The 22,537-nt window shown below is 61.4% G+C and carries 18 protein-coding genes; 10 read left to right on the top strand and 8 right to left on the bottom strand.

Annotated features, from left to right (window positions below; translation table 11 throughout):
* Positions 1–21: 21 nt before the first annotated feature.
* The 3 genes from ACVIGB_RS00420 to ACVIGB_RS00410 are packed head-to-tail and all read right to left on the bottom strand — an operon-like array spanning position 22 to position 3,402.
* Complete coding sequence (locus ACVIGB_RS00420; protein WP_456717622.1) at positions 22–1,098, bottom strand: hypothetical protein; 1,077 nt, start codon at positions 1,096–1,098, stop codon at positions 22–24.
* 12 nt (positions 1,099–1,110) lie between these two features.
* A complete protein-coding gene (locus tag ACVIGB_RS00415; protein ID WP_456717623.1) occupies positions 1,111–2,151 on the bottom strand; it encodes a hypothetical protein in 1,041 nt (346 codons plus the stop codon).
* A 60-nt stretch (positions 2,152–2,211) separates the two neighbouring features.
* A complete protein-coding gene (locus ACVIGB_RS00410) occupies positions 2,212–3,402 on the bottom strand; it encodes a hypothetical protein (protein WP_456717624.1) in 1,191 nt (396 codons plus the stop codon).
* A 258-nt stretch (positions 3,403–3,660) separates the two neighbouring features.
* On the opposite strand from ACVIGB_RS00410, the gene ACVIGB_RS00405 reads away from it, so the two are divergent.
* The 3 genes from ACVIGB_RS00405 to ACVIGB_RS00395 all read left to right on the top strand — a co-directional run bounded on the left by ACVIGB_RS00405 (position 3,661) and on the right by ACVIGB_RS00395 (position 5,305).
* On the top strand, positions 3,661–4,257 hold the full coding sequence (locus ACVIGB_RS00405) for a hypothetical protein (RefSeq protein WP_456717625.1): 597 nt from the start codon (positions 3,661–3,663) through the stop codon (positions 4,255–4,257).
* A 63-nt stretch (positions 4,258–4,320) separates the two neighbouring features.
* On the top strand, positions 4,321–4,902 hold the full coding sequence (locus ACVIGB_RS00400; RefSeq protein WP_456717626.1) for a hypothetical protein: 582 nt from the start codon (positions 4,321–4,323) through the stop codon (positions 4,900–4,902).
* Positions 4,903–4,966: 64 nt separating this feature from the next.
* Positions 4,967–5,305, top strand: coding sequence for a hypothetical protein (locus ACVIGB_RS00395; RefSeq protein ID WP_456717627.1), 339 nt, complete (start codon positions 4,967–4,969; stop codon positions 5,303–5,305).
* A gap of 2 nt (positions 5,306–5,307) precedes the next feature.
* Here the strand turns inward: ACVIGB_RS00395 and ACVIGB_RS00390 are convergent, their stop codons facing one another.
* Positions 5,308–6,207: a hypothetical protein gene (locus ACVIGB_RS00390; protein ID WP_456717628.1), complete on the bottom strand. Its 900-nt coding sequence runs from the start codon at positions 6,205–6,207 to the stop codon at positions 5,308–5,310.
* 60 nt (positions 6,208–6,267) lie between these two features.
* Here ACVIGB_RS00390 and ACVIGB_RS00385 point away from each other — a divergent pair, with 60 nt between their 5' ends.
* From ACVIGB_RS00385 to ACVIGB_RS00375, 3 genes are all read left to right on the top strand, one after another.
* A complete protein-coding gene (locus tag ACVIGB_RS00385; protein ID WP_456717629.1) occupies positions 6,268–6,921 on the top strand; it encodes a hypothetical protein in 654 nt (217 codons plus the stop codon).
* Positions 6,922–7,414: 493 nt separating this feature from the next.
* Positions 7,415–10,312 (top strand): TraM recognition domain-containing protein, encoded by a 2,898-nt coding sequence (locus tag ACVIGB_RS00380; RefSeq protein WP_456717630.1) that lies wholly within the window; start codon positions 7,415–7,417, stop codon positions 10,310–10,312.
* Between the two features lie 444 nt (positions 10,313–10,756).
* Positions 10,757–11,038, top strand: a complete 282-nt coding sequence (locus ACVIGB_RS00375; RefSeq protein WP_456717631.1) for a hypothetical protein — start codon at positions 10,757–10,759, stop codon at positions 11,036–11,038.
* On the opposite strand, the gene ACVIGB_RS00370 is transcribed toward ACVIGB_RS00375, so the two are convergent.
* Positions 11,035–11,571: a macro domain-containing protein gene (locus tag ACVIGB_RS00370; RefSeq protein WP_456717632.1), complete on the bottom strand. Its 537-nt coding sequence runs from the start codon at positions 11,569–11,571 to the stop codon at positions 11,035–11,037. The two genes, ACVIGB_RS00375 and ACVIGB_RS00370, sit on opposite strands and share 4 nt — an antisense overlap.
* An 84-nt stretch (positions 11,572–11,655) precedes the next feature.
* Here ACVIGB_RS00370 and ACVIGB_RS00365 point away from each other — a divergent pair, with 84 nt between their 5' ends.
* A complete protein-coding gene (locus ACVIGB_RS00365; RefSeq protein ID WP_456717633.1) occupies positions 11,656–12,180 on the top strand; it encodes a hypothetical protein in 525 nt (174 codons plus the stop codon).
* On the opposite strand, the gene ACVIGB_RS00360 is transcribed toward ACVIGB_RS00365, so the two are convergent.
* Both ACVIGB_RS00360 and ACVIGB_RS00355 read right to left on the bottom strand, forming a co-directional pair.
* Positions 12,113–12,583, bottom strand: a complete 471-nt coding sequence (locus ACVIGB_RS00360; protein WP_456717634.1) for a hypothetical protein — start codon at positions 12,581–12,583, stop codon at positions 12,113–12,115. The genes ACVIGB_RS00365 and ACVIGB_RS00360 overlap by 68 nt on opposite strands.
* 470 nt (positions 12,584–13,053) lie before the next feature.
* Positions 13,054–14,073: a hypothetical protein gene (locus ACVIGB_RS00355; protein ID WP_456717635.1), complete on the bottom strand. Its 1,020-nt coding sequence runs from the start codon at positions 14,071–14,073 to the stop codon at positions 13,054–13,056.
* Between the two features lie 174 nt (positions 14,074–14,247).
* On the opposite strand from ACVIGB_RS00355, the gene ACVIGB_RS00350 reads away from it, so the two are divergent.
* Positions 14,248–15,069, top strand: coding sequence for a hypothetical protein (locus ACVIGB_RS00350; RefSeq protein ID WP_456717636.1), 822 nt, complete (start codon positions 14,248–14,250; stop codon positions 15,067–15,069).
* A gap of 108 nt (positions 15,070–15,177) precedes the next feature.
* On the opposite strand, the gene ACVIGB_RS00345 is transcribed toward ACVIGB_RS00350, so the two are convergent.
* Complete coding sequence (locus ACVIGB_RS00345) at positions 15,178–19,473, bottom strand: bifunctional DNA primase/polymerase (RefSeq protein WP_456717637.1); 4,296 nt, start codon at positions 19,471–19,473, stop codon at positions 15,178–15,180.
* 298 nt (positions 19,474–19,771) lie between these two features.
* Between ACVIGB_RS00345 and ACVIGB_RS00340 the strand changes: the two genes are divergently transcribed.
* Both ACVIGB_RS00340 and ACVIGB_RS00335 read left to right on the top strand, forming a co-directional pair.
* Complete coding sequence (locus ACVIGB_RS00340) at positions 19,772–21,106, top strand: hypothetical protein (RefSeq protein WP_456717638.1); 1,335 nt, start codon at positions 19,772–19,774, stop codon at positions 21,104–21,106.
* 110 nt (positions 21,107–21,216) lie between these two features.
* Positions 21,217–22,449, top strand: a complete 1,233-nt coding sequence (locus ACVIGB_RS00335; RefSeq protein ID WP_456717639.1) for an RNA-guided endonuclease InsQ/TnpB family protein — start codon at positions 21,217–21,219, stop codon at positions 22,447–22,449.
* The last annotated feature ends 88 nt before the right edge of the window (positions 22,450–22,537 follow it).

The following is a 22,537-nucleotide window of genomic DNA, read 5'->3' as shown; positions in this document are numbered from 1 at the left end:
TTCCGTTGCGCCTCGAGAGGGTCAGGCCTTGACCATGGCGGCCAGGTCATTGGTCGGCATAGCCGATGGATCCTCGCGCGTTACCCACTCGGAGACCGTCCTGCGAACCCTGTCGGGATCCAGTTTTTCCGCTTCCATGGCGGGGATTAGTTCGTTCTCGAAGAACGAAGCAACCTTGTCATAATCGCGCGGCTCCTCACCCCGCAGCGTCCGGAATGCGACAAACGTCTGCATAAACGGCAACTTGGCCTCCGGAAGATGCCGCTTCATCTCGTCGAACGTTGAGTCGAGCGTATAGTCCACGCGAGGACGCGGATCAAAATGCCATCGCACAGCTTCCGGCAACAGCACCTGAACCTGGTTCCAGGCGATTTGACTGAGGTCGTCCGGGGTCTTGTGACCGTTCCGCTCGTCAATGTCCCGGATCCGAGCAAGCGCCTCATTCAGACGATCGACCCGATAATACCAATCAGGCCCTTCGTGCACCTTGACTTCCGATGGCCGCGTTGTTTGCAGGTAACAGAGCGACTCGTCTTCCTTAACCTTGTGGCTTCCCCATCTGCTGCTATACCCGAAATGATAAACCGGCTCCTCGCAAGTCAGGTAGACCCGGCCGTCGACAAAGATCATTTCGGCTGCCCGTCGCTGGACCTTTGCGACCTTCTCGGCACGCTCGATCGCTCCGTTGTCCTCTTCCCGGCCAGGCGGAAGATCCTTGATATCCATATAGGGCAGCTGCTTGTCCCAGAGCTTGCGGGGGACCTCGAACGGCACGTAATAGCCGTCGCTGTTGCGATCGGCCATCAGCTTCAGCAGTCCGTCGACGTCAAGGGTCAAGGACGATTGTCCGGAAGCAGCGCGTCCAAACGGAGCATAGAGCCGTTCGTCGAACCAGTGGTGATCCATTGGCTTATCCCCGGACCATTGCGAGCTCAGCGGCTTGAAGCGCATGGCGACCGGAGCTTCAGCCGGCGTCAGGTCAGGAATTTCAACCGGTACGTTCTCGATGATGTTGTATTCGAGGGCATTGCGCTTTTTCGGCGGTACAAGCTTGTAGACGTAGCTGATCGGTACGTCGATGATGCGTGTCTTTGTCATTCGTAGTCTCCTTCAACCAGCCAGGCCGACAAGTTCATGATCGGAGGGCAGGGTCACGTCCCCTCCAAACCTCAACCACTCTTCTCGAAGCTCACGTGCAGATTCCTCATTCCAGGTCCGGAAGCCAATTAGCTGCGACTTTGGCTCCAGCACCGGAATAAGGTCGTTCGTCACGATCCCGGCGACTTTGTCGAGATCGTTAGCGAACAGAGCGTCCCGCAGTTGAATGTAGGTGGCTGCAAACGACAAATCCGCGTCCTTCAGATCGCTGACCATGCCATCACAGATGCGCTGCGCCTGTTTACGCAAGCGCGACGCCATGTCGTACTGAAAGGTCACCAATTCAGGAATCAGAACTTCGATCCGGTACTCCGGCTTGATCTCGGTGACGGGCGTCTCGAATCCCATCGCCACCGCTTCCGCCGCAACCTCTTCGGGCCGATCGGACCGGAACACTCGGTTCGGGGCCGTCTCGGCGTCGATGTCAGACGCGAACTCAATCTCGATATCTCCGTATTCGTCACCGTGCCCCCAAGCCTTGATCACATAGACGGGCTCGCAAGCCGGCTCATGGACTACCCCGTCCACGATAAGGAGATCCAACGCCAGCCGCTGCAGCTGTTGCACGACGGCTGACCGTTTTTCCTCATAATCTGCTTCCAGTTTACACGATCCAATGTGATCCAATGTCGTCGAAGTACGGTAATCTGAATAGGCATCGTGAAGCTGGAACGGAGTACCTACTGCCCTGTCGTCGGCTAGAAGCTTCGCCTGAAACTCCTCCAGCGTCAGCGCAGCAACCGTCTTGCGACCGTCATAGTCAACGACTGCCTTTGGCTGCCAGAGACGACCTTCGAAGGAGCGAACATCGATTGTCTGGCCCTCCCAATCAGATCGTTCAACGCCCTGATAGCGAAACGCTGCTGGCGCTTCATCTCCGGAAATACTTCGCACCTCGACAGGAGCGACGTCCGAGATTCTCGCATCCTCAGGCTTGCGCTTTCCCTTGAGGGTAAACGCAAGCGTCCACCGGAACTTGACGTCGATAATCATCGAAAAACTCCGACAGCGATTGAAGACAAGAGGACATCCTTCACAGACCGAACATCGAGATCATAGCGAGATGGCCCCCAGCAGCTCTTCGTCGAGAGCGCTCAGCGAATGAGTGCCCCCCAGGCCTTCATAGGCCTGGACGGCAGTTGCAACCCTTTCGCGGCAGGCTTCATCCACAAGCCCATCGTCCAGCAGAGCCCGGAGCACTTCGGCCGCACGCGGCAATCCTGGGTCATCCCAATGGGCCGAGCGATATTTCGTGCCGAAGGATGTTGAATACTGATCCTCAACGACGAGGAGTTTGTGCAATTCCTCCCGCCGCGGATCCGTCGAGGGCCGGTAATGTCCGTGGTTCAGATACTGCCGCCCGGCCGCCACCAATTCTCCGCCCACGGCCGGATTGATGTCATCGAAACCGAATACGGTAGGATCCCGGACCTCGAGATCGATGTTCGCGTTCACCACACGAGCCGAATCCCGCTTCATCTCGTGAACCCGCATCGCGGCCCTGTCGGCATTTGTCAGACGGAACAGATACGTGCCGCCCTCAAAATGAAACGGCTCTCCCTCGGACCAATCGAGAAGCACAGACACTTGTCGCTGGTCATACCGATAAACATCATCGATCCGCAGCGGACGATAACTATCGATCTTGATCAAGGGCTCGCACACCTGATGGAATGGACGACCGCCAATCAGGACAAACCTGTCGGTGAGTGCGGCCAGCCCGGATTCCATGGCCGCCTTGTTGTCCCATTTGATCTGACCGAGCCCCAGAGCCATGGTGAGCTCAGCTTCAGGAATGACCTTAACCTTGTCGCCGCGCGGTACATCAGGAGCCACAATCGCATAGCGGAAGAACCGCGTCGACACCGCCGGATCCGCAATCGATGAAACGAGTTGCTCTCCGCTGAGGCGCCGTTCATTGCCTTCCAATGGCCCGCCCGTATCCAGCTTGCTGTGCGGAAAGACCGGAACAAGAAAGCGCCGACAATCATGCCTGATCTCGACCACCTGCCCGTCGTACTCGTCCGGTCTAGGGCGCCATAGTGCAACGATTCGAGGCGCATCAGCCTCATCGTAGTCCGCCAGAGCGACGGTCATTGACGTCGAAACGTCATACTCGATCGGCTTGCGTTTCCCCTTGGGGACGAAGCCAATACGGTAGCAGTACGGGATGGTGACGAGCTTCTGGTTCATGCCGACACCGAGTGTCGCCGCAGCCTCGACAAGTCGCAACAGTGTGAACAACCACCGAATTCCTGACGACGAGTCCTTGCACGCTATTCCGACTTCAGTCAGCATTCCGTTGCCTGACATGCGGGCCGTGGCGACACGGAAGAGCGTGGCAAGGTTCCCAGACGGCCCGGTCCGAAAGGATTGGGCCGTTAACCTTTCCCGGCGACAGGAATTCGCTCCACCTCCGCCGAAATTTTCTCTGGGGACAGCATTGCCGCTTGCAGGAGCACCCATCATGCTTCACTCCGACACGGACGGAGGCCTGTCGCCATGACCGATACGAATGCACCGCGCACCATCAATCACGAACTCAAGGCCTATCTGGATGCAATCAACCGCCGGATGACGGCGGGATACGGCGTCTCGTTCAGCGCCGTCCAGAGCGACCTGCCGGGCGGCTATGACCGCGTGAGGGATGCGTTCGCAGCCGGCCAGTCGATCGACGCCTTCGTCCAGGCGACCGCCCAGAGCTTCGGCTTCAAGGAAGCGGCTCCGGGCTTCGGCGCCGAACTGGCCAAACAGCACAACATCTATCAGGCCGCCCTGATCACCTACTCAGCCGAGCATCCGGCGTGGTCCGTCGGCAGCGACGGCATCTACGCCCAGTCGCTGGCAGGCGTTGTCCAGTTCAAGCCGGACATCAAGGACGGGCGCTGGCGTTTTGCGCTCTCGGTCGCCGAGAGCAGCTCGCTGGCGGGCGATATCGGGATCAAGCCGAAGGCGGAGAGCTTCGGGCTGGAGTTCATCACCTCCCACGCCGACATCAACGAGGCCTGGGAGCGCCTGATCGAGCTCAAGCCCGAATTCGCTGACATCGGGGTCGACCGCGAGCTCGATCAGGAACAGACGATCTCCCCAAGGATCTGATAAATACCAAAGGGCGGGCCGGAAGCATTTCCTCCCGCCCTTTCCATGCGGAGCCGCAATCGGATGTCCAGGTTCGTCACGATCGACCCCTCTCCAGCCCTGAAGAAGCCCGTTTTGCTGTGGGCCGAGGACAACGGCAAGTTCCACGTTACGGGATTGTTTGCAGCCGTCGGCGACATTCCTGAGATCGAAACGCTGGACGTCTGGCGTTTCCCGGAAGGACTTTCGAGCGGCGTTCGCACTCCGGTCAACCAGGGCAACTATCCCGTGGTCGATGCCGCCGGCGCGCCGCTCTGGAAGGGAGCCAGGATCCGCTTCCGGGTTCCAACCCATTACGTCAACAGTGCCGTCGGCACCGGCGTCTTCAGCATGGCCAGCGCGCTCGGAAGCATCGACTTCGTGTCGGACAAGCCGATGAGCATTTACGAGCGGGACTTCGTCGTCGGTCAGCGCCGCGAGCAGTGCAAGGCCATCGGCCGATACGCCTATGACGGCGATTTCAAAGGATGTCGCGTTCTGACCTCCAAGCTCGGCGATCCGCACGAGCACGGCCAGGACACGATGTACGTCCTGCTCGACGAGGATCCCCGATCAATATGCACGCTCGAGGCAAAGCCCGATAGAGCAACTTCTCCGGCGCCCTGACCGGGATGTAGTCGAATCCTTGCATTCTCAATACGTTCCGTGTATTTCCCGTCCTTAACTGAACTTGGAGAGCACGACATGCTTCCGCCTTGACCTTGCTGCCCCCAAGCTCGCCGAGGATATCGAGCGCCTCAATCGCGTCGACGTCGAGGGCATCCTCAAGGGAGCCTTCCCGGTTTGCGAGTCGATCCAGGACAACGACATGGAGAGGTGGCATCTGACGCGGGCAGGTCAGCTCGTGCGACAGACCGGGCTTGCCGGCGACCGCTATTATGTTTGGCCCCTGGATGAGGGCCTCGATTTTCTGGATGGCTTCGCCGACGAAGAGGTCATGGTGAAGGTCAAGTCCCACCTGACCGATGGCGGCATCGAGATCCCGCAGCGTCCCGCTCTGCGCATGTAGATTCAATCTGCAGCTGTCTGCGCATCCTGGGTCGACCGTCCGCCGGGCTCTGTTGGCAGGCCGGCACGGGTGAGGCGCCGTTCGACCGGCTCCTGGCTCCCAGATGGATCGTTCAGTACCAAGTCGTAGCCATCGGCGGTTGTCACGATCTCCACCGCGGACAAACCACCCGCCTTTTCAATCAACCTGAGCAGCTGCTGTTGCGCAATCCGGCCGCGAATGACGACCTGGTACTGCATCTCCCCGCCCGTCTGCCGAAACGCGAGAACCTTGGCCTGAAGTTTCGGCGCCGCGACGAGTTCATCCTTCCGCTCGCCGGCTGGGAACGCGCGAGAAATCAGTTTCAGGGCTTCGGTCTTGGCATCGTCCGCAGGAGCGTTGGACGGCAGTTCCGTCCGCGACCACACTCCAAAACTCCCTCGCCAGGGGATCACTGCAACCGCAGAGGGCTCTCGGACAACCAGTGCTATGGCCGGGGCGCGGTACTTGCCGGCGAGAAAGCCCAGCCCACCTGGAAGCGAGTCCTTCGCCTTCTCTGGGCTGCGCACATGCAAACGATCCTCCGCGTCACCATCCACCGGGACATAGCGGGTGCCGGCCGTTTCCCCGGGGACCCGCCACAGTCGCGCCCAGTCTCCATCGCCATCCCAGGGCACCAAATCGCCCTTGGCAGTTCGAACAGCCTCTATCACGAGAACCCAGGGCACCCGCCCAAAGTTGGCCTGCCGTTCGACCGACGCCCCATCGTCCGTCGAACCGTCGGCCGGGATATTGTCGGGGCGCAGATTTGCCTCCGATTGCGCTGGCGATACGACTGCTGCCGGCTCGCTCTGAGCAACGCCATTCCCGGCGCAGGCCAATGCCAGGAGAGCCGCTACGATGGTGGAAACTGACTTTTGCATTCTTCCGGTGCCGCGGTGAGGCTCGTACTGTCAGGACGTTGAAAGGCGAGTGCAAGACAGATGAAGCAGTTTACCCGACGTTCTTTCCTGACTGTCGCAGCAGCCTTTCCTACAGCTCGCGCATTTGCCGCGCCCGGCGGCGAACTTTATCTGCCGTCCTCGTCCGCGGAGCGATCCGACCTATTCCTTCCAGGCTCCGCCGCGCCGGGATTGCCCGCCTCCCCCTACTTGATCGCCGACATCGATCAGCTCCACGGGATCGTCGAAGGCTCAGGCGACTGTCGTATCCGGATCGTCTTCGAATTCAGCTGCCCGAGATCTCCCGAGCTCTATCGCCGAATTCGGCCAATGCTCACCAAAGCCAAGTATGACTGGATGCCCGTGCCGCCACTCGTCCGCGCCGCCGGTCAATCTGGACCTGGCGCGGTCCCTTCCGACGCTCCCGCGGCTGCACTGTTTGCCCGGGACGCGGGAGCAGAAACCCTGGAAGAGGTGTTCGCGGGCAGACCTGCAAAATCGACGGACATCAAGGCCGCAACCCGCCAGGCCATCCTGTTCAAACGCAAAATCGGCCCTGAGCTCTACGTCGAGACCAATCGGCCGTTTGTCACGCCAACACTAATCTATCGCGGCCGCGACGGGGAAACCCGTATCATCCGCGGTTCGCCGGATCTCGGAACGCTCCGTACGATCGTGGCCTCAGCTCAACCCTGACGCTGCTCCGGCGCAGCAGGCCGGCCGCCCAAATACGCCAACAGAACTTGCACCGGCAAGGATGTCCGCCGGTGCAAGTTCTACGAACCGTCAGAAGCCTTCATACTGGCTCGGTCGCGAACCCACCGCAAAGCCGGGCTTGCAGATCGTTACGCCTTTCCGGGCGATGAACTCGTCGATCAAAACGCGGCTACGCGTGGCGTCGGCGGCCCGCTCCTGATCCGTAAGCTTTGGCCCTCTGCGCCGCCCCTGAAAGCGAAAGCCACTCGTACCCTTTGAAGAACCCGCTTCGTACATACCCTTACCCCCATTGTCACAACGACTGTGAGCCCGCGCCCCCGCGGACTCATCGTCATAACATCCGGCAACACGCATTCGTCAGGATGCTTGCTGAAAAAATAACGAGGTATTGGAAACTGTATTCTAATCCTTGGTAAATGAATCGGCCGAGGCTAGGATCGCGGTGTTCAACCAACGAATTAGGTGACGCCGCATGAGCACCGATCCGATCAGGGATCTTGACCCGTCGCAGGAGCTATCGCCCCACGCGTTGATGCGCGATGTGCGTCCGCCCCTCGTCAGGGCGATCGACTCGCTTCGCTCCGTGCATACCATGGTGGTGACCCTGATCGGCCACGCGGTGGTCGCCTTCATGTTTCCAGCATTCGGCATATTTGCACTGATCACGGCCGTTGCACTCGGATTTTGGGGACTGAGCCAGAAGGAAACGGCGCCGATCAAGCTTCCTATCCAGTCGGGCGTGCTCGACCCTCATGAACTGAGTCCCAAGGATAAACGGCCGACCAAAGCCAGCGGCATCTTCCTTCTCGGAACGACAATGGCGGCTGGAGCGCCCAACCGCGACACCGGCAAGCAGGTCTGGCTGACCAACGACGATTGCCGACAGCACTTCCTGGTGGTCGGAACGACCGGCGCCGGCAAGACCGAAGCGTTGCTCGGGTTCTGTGCCAACGCGTTGTCGTGGGGATCAGGCTTCCTGTTTTGCGACGGCAAAGGCGACGTCTCAACTTTCGCCAAGATCTACGCGCTGGCCCGCCGGTTCGGCCGTGAGGACGACATTCTCGTCGTCAACCTGATGACATCAAACGCTGACGTCGGGGTTGCTGGCGGCAAGATCCTGTCGAACACGCTGAACCCGTTTACCTCCGGATCATCGGACTCGCTGACCCAGATGGTGGTGTCGCTGATGGACGACGCCGGCGGCGACGGCGCGATGTGGAAGGGTCGCGCGGTTGCACTCTTCACCGGTGTCATGCGCGCGTTGGTCTGGAAGCGCGATGCCGGACTGGCCGATTTGAACATCGGACTCATCCGCGACTGCCTCAACCTCAACAGGATCATCGAACTTGCCGACCGCGAGAAGGAGCCGCACATGCCGGCCCCGATCCGCACCTCGATCGACGCGTACCTGACCTCGCTGCCGGGCTTCCAGAAGGACAAGGGGACCAAGCAGGCACAAACCACGCTCGACCAGCATGGCTACCTGCAAATGCAGTTTACCAGAATATTGGGAAGTCTAGCCGACGTTTACGGACACATCTTTCTGACGCCTCACGGCGAAGTCGACATGAACGACGTCGTGCTCGGACGACGCATCCTCGTAGTCATGCTGCCCGCGCTCGAAAAGTCTTCCGACGAAGTCGCAAATCTCGGCAAGATTATTGTCGCCATGCTTAAAGGAATGATGGGCGGCACTTTGGGGTCGACAATCGAGAATACTTGGGATATAGTTGTTGATGCTAGGCCATATTCTTCGCCTACACCTTTTGTAGTGATTCTCGACGAGGTTGGATACTACACAGTATCCGGCCTCGCAGTCATGAGCGCGCAAGCCCGCTCGCTCGGCTTCTCACTCGTGTTCGCCACCCAAGACATCCCGGCAATGCTTCGCAACGACGACAAGGAAGCGAAGTCGATGATTGCGAACACGACGACGAAGATGTTCATGCGCGTGGAAGAGACGGAGATGACCGCCAAGCTCGCGGTCGAGTCCGCCGGTGTCGGCCATTTCGCGCAAGTGGCGGGCTATGCCGCCAAGTCCGGCGAGTTCGCCACGCCCTATCTCGACAACATGGAGGCGCGCTTCGAGAAGCAGGAGCGCATCACGGTGCGCAACCTGCGCGCGCTCGGCGTCGGCGAGGCCTATGTCACCTGGCGCGACAGCGTGTTCAAGATCAAGACCTTCCACGCCGGGCCTGAGTTCGAATACGGCAAGAGCCTCAAGGAGCTCGAGCTGCGCGCCAACCACTTCCTGGCGTTCTCCAAGCCAACCAAGGAGGAAGTCAAGAAAACCGGGGTCCTCGTCGACGTCGCCGAACGCCTCGACGATCCGCGCTTCGCCAAGATCATCGAACAGCGCGCCAAAGAGGAGCGGGCGGCGATTGCCAAACTGGCAGCCGAGAAGAGAGATCCGACGACGCTGCGCAACGAGATCTCGGCCGGCGCCGTAGCCTTCCTGCGGGCAGCCTACGGAGACGGCAAGAAGGCCAGCTCGACCGACCTGATCACCGCGGCCGCGGCCTCGATCGCTGCGATCGGCCAGGCGATGCAGAAGCAGGGCGACAAGTTCGCCCGCGACGTCCGAGCCATGGAGGGCCTGGCCAACGACGGCCTGGTCCGCTCCGGCCGCGCCCGCGCGCCGTCCCAGGTGCCGGGCCTGGTCGATCCCACCTCGATGGCGCCGCCCCCGGCCGCAGCGCGTCCTGCCCGACCCGCGCAGCCAGCCTCTCCCTTTGCGGAAGGGGCCCGCCGCGCCGATTTCGGCCGCACCGGGCTGCCGCCCGCGCTCGACGCGCTCCGCGCCAGGGTGCCGACGGCACCGCCGGAAGGCTTTGCTGACGAATTCGACGACGCGCCACCGCCGCCGGACGACGACTACGAGCAGAACGAGACCGCAAGCCTCGCCTCGGCGCTCGAGTCACTCGGTTCGCCGGAAGCCCGCCGGGAAGCCGCCCAATCGCCGGCGCCGTCCCGCATGAAGGAGGTCGCGCACGGCGTCACCGTCGACAACGTCGCCTACGATATGGCGCGCAAGATGCAGAACAACGAGACCGCCCTGCATTTCCTGGAGGCGCTCGACTTCGACGGGGACCCGGGCGTGGACGCCGTGGATGCCGCCCTGGACGAAGCCGCAACCGGCGCCGCGGAGGCGCTCACTCACCAGCCGCCGCCACTCGCGCCGGCGACGGCCGCCGACCTGGAGCGAGCCGACGTGGCGTCCGCCCGCGCGTCGCAATGGGTTGACCGAGGTGATCCGGCGAAGAGGGTCGATGTAGTCGGACCTGAAGAGTTCGAGAGGCAGATGGAGAAGGGCGACGCACAAGGCATGACCCACGCCTTCCTGTCCGACTTGCTCGAAGAACACGCGTGAGCCCGTTGTCCGTGGCCGGAAAAGTGGCGACAAGGTTAACTGGAAATCCGGAGGAAATTGCAGGCTGCCCTCGACCGGAATCGAACAAGGACTCCTTGTTTAGGCAAACGTCGGCTTAACCTGAGACAGTAAAGTCCGTCGTGTTTCAATTCGTCACACGTGGGACGCCAATGGGCAAACTGGCCTGAGCCGTAGTGCTACGGATTTACATTTTGCGTTTCGTAGATCGCCCGAAAATATCGAAAGATTGCGGGAGAAACCGCAGGAAATGCCCAGACAAGTCGTGACAAATTAGTTGCAGACCCCGGTGCTCGTATGCCATTTCATGAACACATTTGGCTCTCTTGCGACTTGCAGGAGCGGAGTGAAAAATAAGCGCCACCGGGGCCCCCAAAGGGCAACACGTTAGGCGACAAAAAAGACTACGTAACAGGGGTAATTTCAATGACAACAAAGGTTGCGGATGTCCGCGTCGTAAAAGTCATCACGGACGTCATCGTTCTCGGATGGGCCGGCCAGATCGCTGAAGAGGTCTCCGCGATCAAGACCGAAATCAGTCGTTACGTCGCAAACGCGGTAGCCGAAGGGTTCTCACCGCGCGACATGCTTCACGACATTCTGGACAAGTACTCGGTATTTTTCTCGCCGGTTGGAGAGGTCGATCGCATTGATCATCAGGACCGGACCGAGATGACCTTCTTCCTCCGCGCCAGCCGCAGCTGCTAACCGCGCCGAAACGTGCGGGCGTCCGAAACCGCCCGCCACGATGGAACATCCTGCGGCGCAAGCACATAAATCGCGACATCCAGGTGCGGGCAAATGCCCTCAAATGTCTCCTCGATAGCGCCCTCAAGCTGCCGCCAGTCTCCGCCCCCCAACCCTGCGCCAATCCTCGGCATGGCAACGCTTTGGAAGCCAGACGTTAGCCTGGTGCCGGGAATTCCTTGTTCAGACGCCGATCCAACCTCTCCCATGCAAGCGACCAGCGCTTCCCTGGAGACGTGAAGGCCAGTCCGGCCGATCGTCGGCTGGGTCACCGCATGCCCGATCACCCGATCGCCGACATCCGCCCAGATCACCCGGCCAAGTTTCACGCGGCCCGATGCATGGGCAGCCAAATATGAGTCCTTGGCGCCCGGCCAGATCGTCGCCATCGCGCCCGCCACCCCGGCTCCGAAGCGACCAATTGCATTCACGCCGTGGACGATGACGTCTTCCCGCGCCTCCAGGAGATTTCCCACCACGTAACGAATATTCATCCCCGACTCCATCAGTCCACGCGCTTCCGGCGTGCCGGTCACTATGACAGGATCGAGAGCATACCGCGATGCCGGAGCCTCCAAATGCGCCCTGAGATTCACCGTCTCGTCCAAGCCGTCCGTGAACTGGAGATTGAACCGACCGGGCAGCCGGCACCGCATTGTGTCCGCATCGGCATCGCCAAGGAGCAATTGCCGCAGCGATTGCTGATGCTCCGGCAGACGCTCGATGAGGTCGACGCCGGCGGCAGCCTCGTGCTAGGCAACGCTGAATCCGAAGACCTGACGAAGCTCAAGGATGCGCTGGACGGATTGCTTCGTTACATCAAGATGCGCGGTCTAGACTTCACCGAGGCCGAAGAGATCGTCCGCACTGCGCTTGGAAAACCGCGCAAGCGACAGGAGGCGATGAAGCTGCTGCCTGTCTTCGCCCCGAACGGCCATAAGCGGCGCAAGAAGATCAAGCCGAAGCTGCGGCTCGAGCGGGAGCCGATGAGCGCTGGAAAGGCAAAGCAGGAAGCCGCCCAGATGACCTGGGTTCTTACCTCGCTTGGGGCCGCCGCACCCCAGGCGGCACCGCCTGAGGCAACGACTTCTGCGCGTTCCTGACAGCGCGGAATTCGCCCGCCTCCACGATTGCCAGGACGGCAACCACGAACAGGGAGGCACAGGCTGCCGTTACCGAGGCGCTCCAGAATATCCCGCCATGCAGCGCTCCCGATCCGGGCCGCATCGCATAGAGCGCGGATGCCATCTGGAAGCCCTGCCAAGCGGCCAGGATGCGCAGCTGGGCAATCTGATCTCTTCGCCAGCCATGGATCGTGAGCCAGCCCATAAAGTAGATGGCCGGCGCCGCAGCCGCGATCCTGGGGTCAACCATGTCGGAGACCCAGGACGTCAACGGGATCAGGAAGAACACCGAATAGGCAAGAAGCAACGACACCGTCGAGCCAACGGCCGGAACGCGGACCGACTTACGAAAGGTCGGCGGCGCCGACACCGGTAGCGTCATGCTAACGGGATCCAGCGACCGCGGCAGATCAGGATGATGCCGGGACGCGCGCTCCGGAGAGCGCTGCTGCACGTCGGGCCTGCTCTCGGACACCTGAGTGCGCAAGAACCTCGGAATGTCGTCATTTGCCTCATCGCCCGGCCGGACCGGCTTGACGCGCCGGGGCGCGAAGCGATCGGCTTCCGAACGCTCAGCGGGGTGATGAGGGGAAACGCGAGCCTTCTCGACGGCCGCACTGATTGGATGAACGGTATTGGGAGTTGATGAGATGCCTCCGTGGGCAATGGTACGAACGAGGCCGCGCAATCCGGTTTCGATCTGATCGGCAACACTCGGAGTCGGCAGGCCGGACACAATTGCCGGACCTACAAGGCGCAACTCAGCTTGCAAATGCTGCTGTTCCACCGGTGAGATGAAGGGGTAGTGGTTCCGGTCTTCCGAGAGATCTTCAGCGAGCGACATGGAACAGCTTAGCCTGCACGATCGATGCCGTGGACGCGACGGGCCGCCCGGTGGTCGAAACCTTCACCCTCACGGCGACCGAGCAGATCTTCCACGACGGCGCCGTTGGGCGGGTAGCTGCGCCTCGGGGCCTCTTCGCGGCGCTCCGCGACATCGCCATGGGGAAAATCATGGACCTTGGCGGGCTCGCTGCGGACCGACGGCACTTCGGAAGCCTGGGGCGCCGGCGCGGCCTGGGCCGAGGAATCCGCGAACAGCGGGCGCAGCGCCTCCTGGACCTCCATCATCCATGACACGAAGCGCTTCTGCTCCGTATGGGCTTCAACCCGGCCAAGTCCCATCTCCTCGATGAGGCGCTCGCGCTCCCTGTAAACGGCCAGCGGGGAAAGTGCGCGCGCCCGGCCATACTCCATCAGGTCGCTGTCGCAATTGGGAATGAAGAGGAACTTCAGCTGCTTGATATTGCCCAGGTCCTTGAAGACCGGGTGGTGCTCCAGCAGATCGAAGCCACGATTCGACGAAAAGGCGTTCAGCACCAGATAGTATTCGGTTTCGGGCCCGAGCTGTCGCACTGCGTTGCTGAGCGCGCTATAGGCGCTACGCAGCGCCTGATCGTCCGGGGTAGTGACGGCAACAAAGCGAAAGCGGATGCCGTCCATGGCGGCAAGCTCGCCGATGTGGCACTGCTGCATCCAGTTGAAGAGCTGGGTGGTGACGTTGGCACCGAGGTCGGTCAACGAGTCGCCGTTCCGCCAGCAGTTGAACACGGGGTTGTAGAAGCGCTCGGCATACTTGCGATCCTTCGCGATCTCGCCGAGATCGGCGCTGGCGCCCAGCGAAAGGTTGACCCGCTGCCCCATGGAGGTGCGGAGCTTGCCCTGATGGTCGATCTCGACCACGCTCAGCGGCCGCCGACCCTGGTCATACGCATCTGCCAAAAGGGAAGCCAGCAACGACTTGCCGATGCCGCCCTTGTCCGACCCGATCACGGTCGCGATCTTGGTCTTGCGATTGCCGGCCGACGTCATCTCACACTCCCCTTGCTACACTCTGCAGATACAAACACCCGAAGGCCGCCGCTCGCGGCCCTGTCAACAATTTATCGTCTCACCCTTCCCCCACCGGGGCAACTCGAAATTGACGAATCCTTCGGTGCAGACGAAACTCTGACAATCGAATCCTTGTGGATTTGGGGGAAAACCGTGGCAATCGCCGATTTCGGCACCGTGCGCTGCTTCGCCGATTCCGACGGCGTCGACATCTATTTCGGACGTGGCGACGAGGTCACAAAAGCCGCTTTGAAGAGCATGAAGGGACGCTGGGTTCCGGTGCATCGCCGCTGGCGGGTCGAAGGCCGATATGCCCGCAAATCTCCGGAACAAATTGTGGCCGCGGTGGCTGCGGCACTGGAAGAGGCCGCACCGGAATTCTGGACAAAGGCTCTACCCAAATTGTCGTGTAATGCCTGTGTCAGTCGCGCCTATACGCTCAAGGTCGGTCTTGGCGGCCTCCGGATTGAGCTGCCTCCGGGGCACGTCCTAGACTGGACACTCGAGCACAAGGTCGCCGGCGCGGTGCGCGACAGCCGCTCCTGGCTGATCCCACCGTCCGCCGTCACAAAGGAGGTGCGGGAAGGCGTCGAACGCATCATGCGGGAGGACCACAAGATCTTCCTCGATGCGGCAAAGTTCATTGGCCCCAGGCGAATTGCCGGCGTCCTCCATATCGATCAGGCTGCGTTCGATCAGCTCGGACTGGTGGCCGGCAACGAAGTTGCCGCCGACATTTCCTTCTTCGGCGTGGCCGATCCGGAAATGCTGGTCGCCGAAATGCATGAATGGTGTCTGACCGTGGATCAGATCACGCCGGACGAGCCCGGAAGCTATTCGGCCATCCTGCGCTATACGGATCCTCAGATCGCATTTCCCTTTCTCCGCGCCCGCAGAGCCACAGAGACCCCGTCGCCGGCGCTGGGTGCTGGGCACGTCAAAGCCAAGTGGGTTCGGCAGGAAAAGCGAAAATGAGGGGTCGTTAACGCCCGGATGAAGGCTCGGCCGAAGGCGTGTCCAGCTCGAGGCGTCCTGGATCGATATCGTGACCGTGAAAGACCCACCTGATCAGGCGCCAGAACGTCAAACGTGCCCGCCGGAATGATCCGCCTGGTCACCCGAGACCACCGCACTCGCGGGCGCCGCTGCTGCCTCGGCGTCAACCAATTGATGCCTGTGAACTGCAAGCAATGCCGATCGCTCAGCCAACGTTGCGCCCTTCCCTTTGATCTTGACCCACTCCTTGTCGTTCATGGCCGGCATCAGCGGTACGAGCAGGGACCCATGTGCGCTCGGTTCCCGCAGACCCTTGAACCAGATCGACCCATCCTGCCTGCGATCGAGCTCAAGTCCGTAGATCGCCGCCGCGGCGGCATCCTCGGTCATGTTCATCTCGGTCAAATAGCGATCGGTCAAATCACCCAACTCCAGATCGACCTTGTCCGGGGTCTTGCGACGGACCGTCTTGTCAAACGGCCTGATCGGAGAAAGCCTGACCACTCGCGTCACTTTGGCAGCTAGTCCTGCGCAAAGGAGACCCCAGTTGATCGCGGACTCCAGTTCGGACTCCCGCCCGTCACCCTCAAGATCGGTACGCGCATAAGCGAAACTCACGTCGCCGTCCGAGCGTTCGACCCGATAGGGCGTAAAGCCCCACGCATACCGCGCGGTGTTTCGGCCGGTCGTTGGATCCAGACCAGCCCTGCGCATGTCGGCTTCGACAGCACCTGGATCCGGATAAAGATCCGCAGCACCGCGTGGCGCCGTCAGAGCCCGCGTATCCTCCTCTGGCGGCGAATAGGCAATATACGGGTGCAAGAGTCCCTGGCCGCGGCGAACAGCCTCCCAGAGGTTCGGAGCCGAGCGCGCGTCCGCCATGACGTCGTCGAGTGACACGAGTTCATCGCAGATCACGCCCTCGGGGATGACCTTTGCCACACAGAACCAAACCGGCGTCTCACCCTCGCGATACACAGGGCGCAAACGCCCGAGAAACTGCGATTGCTCCTCCTCGCGGTATTGCTTGTGGACGATCCGGTGCCAGGAATCACGGCCTTTCGCCTTGATTTCTGCCTGGGACAATTCCGGATAGCCCGGCACGTCGATGATGTAATCATGGCCCGACCGCATTCTCACAGTGGTACCGACATTGGGCAGGCGCAGCGGCTCGCCTTTTTCGTCGCGCTCGGTGCCATACCGATCGAAAGGAAGCTCGGGATCCGAATCGTCGTAGGTGAGCGCGGCCACCGTCGCGTCGATCACCCATAGCGGCGGCTCAAGTCTGCCGATCGAAACAGCGGCCGCGTGAAACTTTGCAAAATCCAGCCCACGTAGAGCCCCGAAATGAACCCAATCGATATTGTCCGGGCACACCCATCCGGAATTGATCACCCGCCGAATGGCCATCGTTGTCCCGGCGACGACACGCGACCAGCCGTAGGCTGCCGAGAGAAGGGAAAGGAACCCCCGCACCTGGGTGACGAGCTTTGCGGCCTTAAATTTCTGCTCCTGGTCCTTGGTCTTGGGCGCGAGACTGGACGTGGCATAGCTCCGATCGATCACAGCCACGGTGTAGATGTTCATCGACGTCTCAAGCGGCGTCAGACGAAGATCCTCCATCTTCCGCTTCAGGATCTTGCACACGATCTCAGGCGCGGCCGAGGCGTCCAAGAGCAGCAAAGGGCGATCGGGCCAATTTGGATCGGTCCGCCACGACATTCTGACTTCGGGATCCGGCCGCTGTTCCGGATCGGCCGGCATGAGAAGTTGAAATCTTCTGTCAAGCGTCGGCTCCAGGACCGGCGGCGCACTCTCGGGCTGTAGAGCGCGAAGCAGCGAACCGGAGGCCGCCTTCTCGATCCCCTCGAGCACAATCGCCCAAAATCGCCATTCTTCCCGGATATTGACGCCGGCTGGCGTGTCGCAGATCTCGCGCAGCTCTTCCATCGCAATGTCAGGCGTGATCAGCGACGAGATCTCCCACGAACCTGAGCAGCACCGTTTCGCGCGTTCGACCCGGATCTTGGCAAGCGCGAATGCCTCAGTCTCCGCATCCGCGGCAACCTCCGTGCGGCATTCCTGCACGATCTCATGCGCGGGATCTTTACCTTCCTGCAGCGCTCGCTTGACGATGCCTGCCGCCCATTGCCGATCGAAGGCGACTTCTTCCGGCGTCAGGCCAGATTCCCGCTCCTTCTTTGATAGCTTGGGAGGCGGGCGCGCGCGGTCGAAGGTGTTCAGCTTGAACCGCGCGGCGTGCAGAAAGAGATCGTGAATGCGCTCGTCGGCGATCACGGCACGAACCTTGTGAAGCTCCTCAGGGAGCGTGAGCGACATGAAGGCGTGCGGCAGAAAGACCACATGCATGGTCTGTATCTCCCGTCGCTGCAAGATCGCGGGGCAAGGCTCCTCCATGTTTACGTCGGGATGGTAGGGGCAGTAGCGGATATCCTTTTCCTGTCCCGGAGCGGCATCCTTCTGACGGACCTCCGCACGACAAAAGCCCGACGTAGAGATGCCGGCCGACATGGCAAGCGTCAGCTTATCTGCCATCTTGCAGCCGGCCTGGATCTTGCCCTTGTAGATCATTGCTTTGAGGCCGGCCGCCATCGCCTCGCGCCTCAACTCCTTGATCTTGGCGTCCACGTTATCAGCCGGCACGAGGCCAGCCTCCCTCGCCGCGCTCTCGAACTTTTCGTCGCTCAGTGACGGATCCAGGTTGAGAACTTCCGCCCTTGCCCGGAGTTCGCCGATGTTGGCGTAGGTCGGAAGCAGAAACAGGAATGGAAAGCGGCCGGTCTCGAGACCGTCCTTGCCTTCCATCACATAGTCTTCCTTGGTTCGCGGATCGAGCGCGATGGTACGGAAGGTCCGCGACGTCTTGCCGGATCCCGTTGGCGTCTTCAGGAGATGCACCACGTTGCGACGTTCATCGATCGGACGATAGATGTCCTCCAGGAAGGCCCCGACGGCCTTGTCGATGGTCTCGGAGGTGCGTTTCCCTTCCTTGCTGCGATCGGTGACGACAGCACGGGCGTTGCGACGGCGCTCGACTTCCGCCTCGGAAGTCCCGATCGGATGCTCGTAGATTTTCAGACGCCGACGGCCTGCATACCGAAGCGCGGCGGTGGGATCGGGTCGAGGAATGAACGACAACGTGTCGATCTTGCCTTCTGGCAACACCCTGGCGACTGGTCGCTCTACTTCAGTCAAAAAGTTCCCTGAAGCATCGCGGCGCGGAGGAGGCGCCAGAACAAAATTACCGTCCCTGGCCTTGCGCACCAGTTGATTGACCTTGGTGGAAACCTCTCTCTCCAGATTACCGCCCACCCAACGGCCGCTAATCTCCGCGGCGCCGCGAAACGCGTCGAGAATGATACGCTTGAGAGAAGCCACGCCCTTCTCGGTGCCCACGGCTTGCGGGTTATGCCTCACAGACATCATGACGAGATGGGTCAGATAGGCTTCTCGTCCGTCAACGACTTTGCCCTGCGCATCTTCCGTCCACGGGACAGTGCCATCGCGAGCCCGGCGCGGCCGCGGCACCACAATATCGCTCTCGGGATCAAGGCTCCAATCCACATCGGTAGCGGCAAGCCCGGCGTGCCCCTTGTAGAACGGACGAACCTTGCCAACCTCCTCGATCAATTCCTTGACCTGATCGGGTGTTACGATTGGAAGCTCGTCCGAGCGTGAATCGAACGGAGATGGTCCGTGCCAACGGAAATCGCGGCCCGTCGTGTGATGCTTGCCGAAAATCGTCGCGACCTTGCCGCGCGACAGTAGCTCTAGCCCGTCGGCCGATTGCTGATCGCCGTCATCGAAACGCCAGCTCCTGCTTGCAGGCGGAGTTTCGCCGTCGGGCAGCTCGGACCAGCGATAGAACAGGGCGATCTTCGGCGCCTTGCCGACGCGCCGGAACGGCGTCGGGCCGAGTATCTTCAAAGCAAGCGCGGTGATCTTCGCGTTCCAGGCCGGGTCAAGGATATCGATATCCATAACCATACAATCTGACGACGCCGGACCGCAGACGAGAGCGATATTGTGGTTACGACACTGTTCGATGCACTTCTTCAGAAAGCCGGGCGTCGGTAACCGGTTTTGCAGATCGTGATCGTTCATTGGACGGATTGTCTCGCCGTCAACCTTGCCAGGCATACGATTGCCAAGGGCGAGCTGCGGATAGATGCTCCAACCATTTGCGACGATACGAGTGGCCATCGCACCGAATACCGAGGCGCCCGGAGATGACACCAAATCAACGCTGGTCTCGACCTCGTCCGACACATCGATCGACAAAGCAGTCAAACGCCGGGAAAGCCGCTCCAGAGCCCCCGCCGTCGTCATGCCGTCTGTTGATGTCCCCGCTTCCGCGGTCATCCGCTCCGCCCCATCATTGTCCAAGAGCCATCCCGCATCAGGGTGTGAACCCGCTCGAGTCAGCCGGATCACGTTTGCGCACCGGTCGGCACGCTGTCAACGCTGCTCGTTGACGTCCAAGGATTCGCTTGATCCTCGCGAATAACCTGCAGAGTATGCAATTCGATTCTTCACCCGAAATGCCATGTCCGCGACACCGCCAGCACAAGTCCATAATTTGTCGGTAATTCCGCTGCGGAATGCGGTCGCGCGCGCGTCGGAATCCACGCCGGAGCGGACACCAGCAGCCCCCGGGTGGGTGGATCAGATTGGCATTCCGGAGCTCGCCATCATGCGGCGGGACGAGGAAAGCGGGGACAAGCGACCCGGCTCCTACTCGGCCATCGCAGCAGATCCTGCGATCAAGCTGCGTCGCGCGGACGCCATCGCATTCACTGTCACGCACGAGTTCCACGTTCTGGAAGAACCGGTTGGACTTGGCGTCCGGGACGCTCGGATGTTCCCGCCGGACCAGGACAAGGTCATGGCCAAGGCCGGCCGGCGGATGTTTCGGGGGGAGTTGCCGCAGCCCGCCTTGCGCGCTGCTGCAAGCGACGTGCTGCGCCGGAGGATCCAGGACCGCCCCACCGACGCACAGGATATCAAATCGAAAGTTGAAGGGGACTGGAGAGCATACGGTAAAGCCTATGAAGAGAAGGCAAACCTTCGAACTCCCGAAGTACGACAGCGCGCCCTTAGACGAATCGCGCGGTTGGAGCGGTATATCCATGCCCTCATCGATGAAATGGAATCCGATGCTCTGTTCGTAGCACTCCAGGACCTGCCCCAGGCGGCACGACTGATCGAGCGGGGAGATTGGCAAAACACAAGCTATGTTAAGCTGCCGAACCTCGCGGAAATCTCGAACGAGTTGATGAAGCACACCGTCTTCCCGAGTGGCTTCGACAGGTTCAAAGCTGAAATGAAGAGCCTGTGGTGTGCGCTCGCAATCAGCGCCTATTACGCCGAGCGGATTGCGCTGGCGCGAGTCCGGGATGCCGCGGACCGCGAATTGTCGAAGGTCGCCAGAACCTGGCAGCGTCATTTCCGCAATCTCTATGCTGCTGAGGACGACGCGATTGCACCCGAGGAAGCCGCAAATCCGTTCATCCAGACCAATCAACCCGAACTGCTCTATCGGGGTCTGGCATCGACATGGCCGGACAACGCGATCTGGCCTGCCTCAACGTGGCCAAGCGTCCCGAAAAACTACGTTTCACTCGCCCGCCAGGCCGAGAGCCGGGCCGATCGTGGCGAGCTTTCAGCGATCCGGCGGGAGGCCACCGTTCGTGCCGCCGTCGGTCGGATCTTGCGGCTCGGAGACGAGTATCGATCTGCCCCACGCGAACGCGGAGGTGCCTATCAAGAAACCACGGTTGATCGCATTCTTCAGGGGCAGGATTTCATGCCGACCGTCGGCAAGGACGTCCCAGAGGTCGCAGCAAGCCGATTTGCTGAGTTGGTCTTCCGTTACTGCCGCAACCTTGAACGGGACCGGCTGGCCGCCCTGGAATTCGGAGGACGAGGCGTGAAGGTGATCTCTTCCCAGCCGCAGCCGGCCACCGCAGCACAGCTGCCTGACCTCCCGATCTAGGCGGCATGTAAGGAATGGCTATTCGGATTTCGGCGTCGGAACGAGTCCTTGACGGGTCGTTGTCGGCCGGGCATGGTTCTCTTGGAACGTAACGAGAACTTCTGCCACGAATGTTTCTGACCTACCGCATCAAGCTGGCGCCGACCCGCGGCCAATACGCCGTTCTCGCCGGGCTCTGCGAGGCGCAGCGCCAGCTGTACAATGCCGCGCTGCAGGAGCGCCGCGACGCCTGGGCGAAGCGGAAGGTCTCGATCTCGAGGTTCGACCAGTGCAAATCCTTGACGCAGATACGGTCGTTCGACCCGGACTACGGCGACGTCCCCGCGAACCTGTCGCGGTGGACGCTGGGGCGCGTCGACGACGCGATGAAGGGGTTTTTCGGACGCGTGAAGCGCGGCCAGAAGGCCGGCTTCCCGCGCTTCCGGAGCAGGAGCCGCTGGGACTGTTTTGGCTTTGCCGAATGGGCCGGGATCCGGCTCCAGGGAAACAAGCTGCGGTTCAAGCCGCTGGCGGGCGCGCTGCGCCTGCGGCTGCATCGGGAGCTCCCGCCGGGCGCAGCGGTGAAGACCGCGGCGTTCTCGCGGAAGGGGCGGCACTGGTACGTTTGCCTGGTGGTTGATGTCCCCGTCGCCGCCACTCATGCCCGGCCGGAGACGGCCGTCGGGCTTGACGTCGGCATCGAGCATCTCGTGACGACGAGCGAGGGCCGGCATATCGAGAACGTGCGTCCGCGGTCTCGCCGCGAGCGCGACCTGCGTATCGCGCAGCGCGCGCTGGCGCGCTGCGCGCGCGGCTCGAGGCGCCGCGCCAAGGTCCGAGAGCGTCTGGCCCGGCTTCAGCGTGCGGTCGCCAACGTCCGCTCCAACCACCTGCACCAGGTGTCGGCCGATCTGGCCAGGCGTTACGCGCTGATCGGCGTCGAAGAGCTTCGCTTGAAGAACCTGACCAGCTCGGCAAGGGGCACGGCCGGTGATCCTGGGAAGAACGTCCGGCAGAAAGCCGGGTTGAACCGGGCGATGCTGGACGCATCGCCCGCGCGTCTGATCGAACTGTTGACCTACAAGGCTGCAAGAGCCGGTGGGACGGTGGTGAAGATCGATCCACGCAACACCTCGCGGGACTGCTCGTCCTGCGGCGCCGCGGTGGAGAAGACGCTGGCGGAGCGCCGCCATCGCTGTGGCTGCGGCGCCGACCTGCACCGCGATCACAACGCGGCGCTGAACATACTGGATCGTGCCCTGCGGCACGACGGGCGGGGCAAGCCGCCCGGGGACGCCAACGTGGGGCGTCAGCCCGTGCGTCGTCCCGGAAACACGGACGTTGAAGCTGCGGAAGCAGCTTAAGGCGTTCCGGACCAGGATCGACGTGCTTCAACACCGAAATCCGAATAGCCAAATAATAGATCGAAGGGCGCGCTGGTTTTCATCACTT

This window comes from Bradyrhizobium sp. USDA 4341, from assembly GCF_054063755.1.
The sequence above is the reverse complement of the archived record's forward strand: the minus strand, read 5'-3'. Positions and strand labels throughout refer to the sequence as shown.

What these genes read in the sequence shown, in the direction of transcription:
- ACVIGB_RS00420 (WP_456717622.1), bottom strand. Translation starts at nt 1,098, where the DNA reads ATGACAAAGACACGCATCATCGACGTACCGATCAGCTACGTCTACAAG.
- ACVIGB_RS00415 (WP_456717623.1), bottom strand. Translation starts at nt 2,151, where the DNA reads ATGATTATCGACGTCAAGTTCCGGTGGACGCTTGCGTTTACCCTCAAG.
- ACVIGB_RS00400 (WP_456717626.1), top strand. Translation starts at nt 4,321, where the DNA reads ATGTCCAGGTTCGTCACGATCGACCCCTCTCCAGCCCTGAAGAAGCCC.
- ACVIGB_RS00335 (WP_456717639.1), top strand. Translation starts at nt 21,217, where the DNA reads ATGTTTCTGACCTACCGCATCAAGCTGGCGCCGACCCGCGGCCAATAC.
- ACVIGB_RS00385 (WP_456717629.1), top strand. Translation starts at nt 6,268, where the DNA reads ATGAAGCAGTTTACCCGACGTTCTTTCCTGACTGTCGCAGCAGCCTTT.
- ACVIGB_RS00390 (WP_456717628.1), bottom strand. Translation starts at nt 6,207, where the DNA reads ATGCAAAAGTCAGTTTCCACCATCGTAGCGGCTCTCCTGGCATTGGCC.
- ACVIGB_RS00370 (WP_456717632.1), bottom strand. Translation starts at nt 11,571, where the DNA reads ATGAATATTCGTTACGTGGTGGGAAATCTCCTGGAGGCGCGGGAAGAC.
- ACVIGB_RS00360 (WP_456717634.1), bottom strand. Translation starts at nt 12,583, where the DNA reads ATGACGCTACCGGTGTCGGCGCCGCCGACCTTTCGTAAGTCGGTCCGC.
- ACVIGB_RS00380 (WP_456717630.1), top strand. Translation starts at nt 7,415, where the DNA reads ATGAGCACCGATCCGATCAGGGATCTTGACCCGTCGCAGGAGCTATCG.
- ACVIGB_RS00375 (WP_456717631.1), top strand. Translation starts at nt 10,757, where the DNA reads ATGACAACAAAGGTTGCGGATGTCCGCGTCGTAAAAGTCATCACGGAC.
- ACVIGB_RS00345 (WP_456717637.1), bottom strand. Translation starts at nt 19,473, where the DNA reads ATGACCGCGGAAGCGGGGACATCAACAGACGGCATGACGACGGCGGGG.
- ACVIGB_RS00365 (WP_456717633.1), top strand. Translation starts at nt 11,656, where the DNA reads ATGCGCCCTGAGATTCACCGTCTCGTCCAAGCCGTCCGTGAACTGGAG.
- ACVIGB_RS00405 (WP_456717625.1), top strand. Translation starts at nt 3,661, where the DNA reads ATGACCGATACGAATGCACCGCGCACCATCAATCACGAACTCAAGGCC.
- ACVIGB_RS00355 (WP_456717635.1), bottom strand. Translation starts at nt 14,073, where the DNA reads ATGACGTCGGCCGGCAATCGCAAGACCAAGATCGCGACCGTGATCGGG.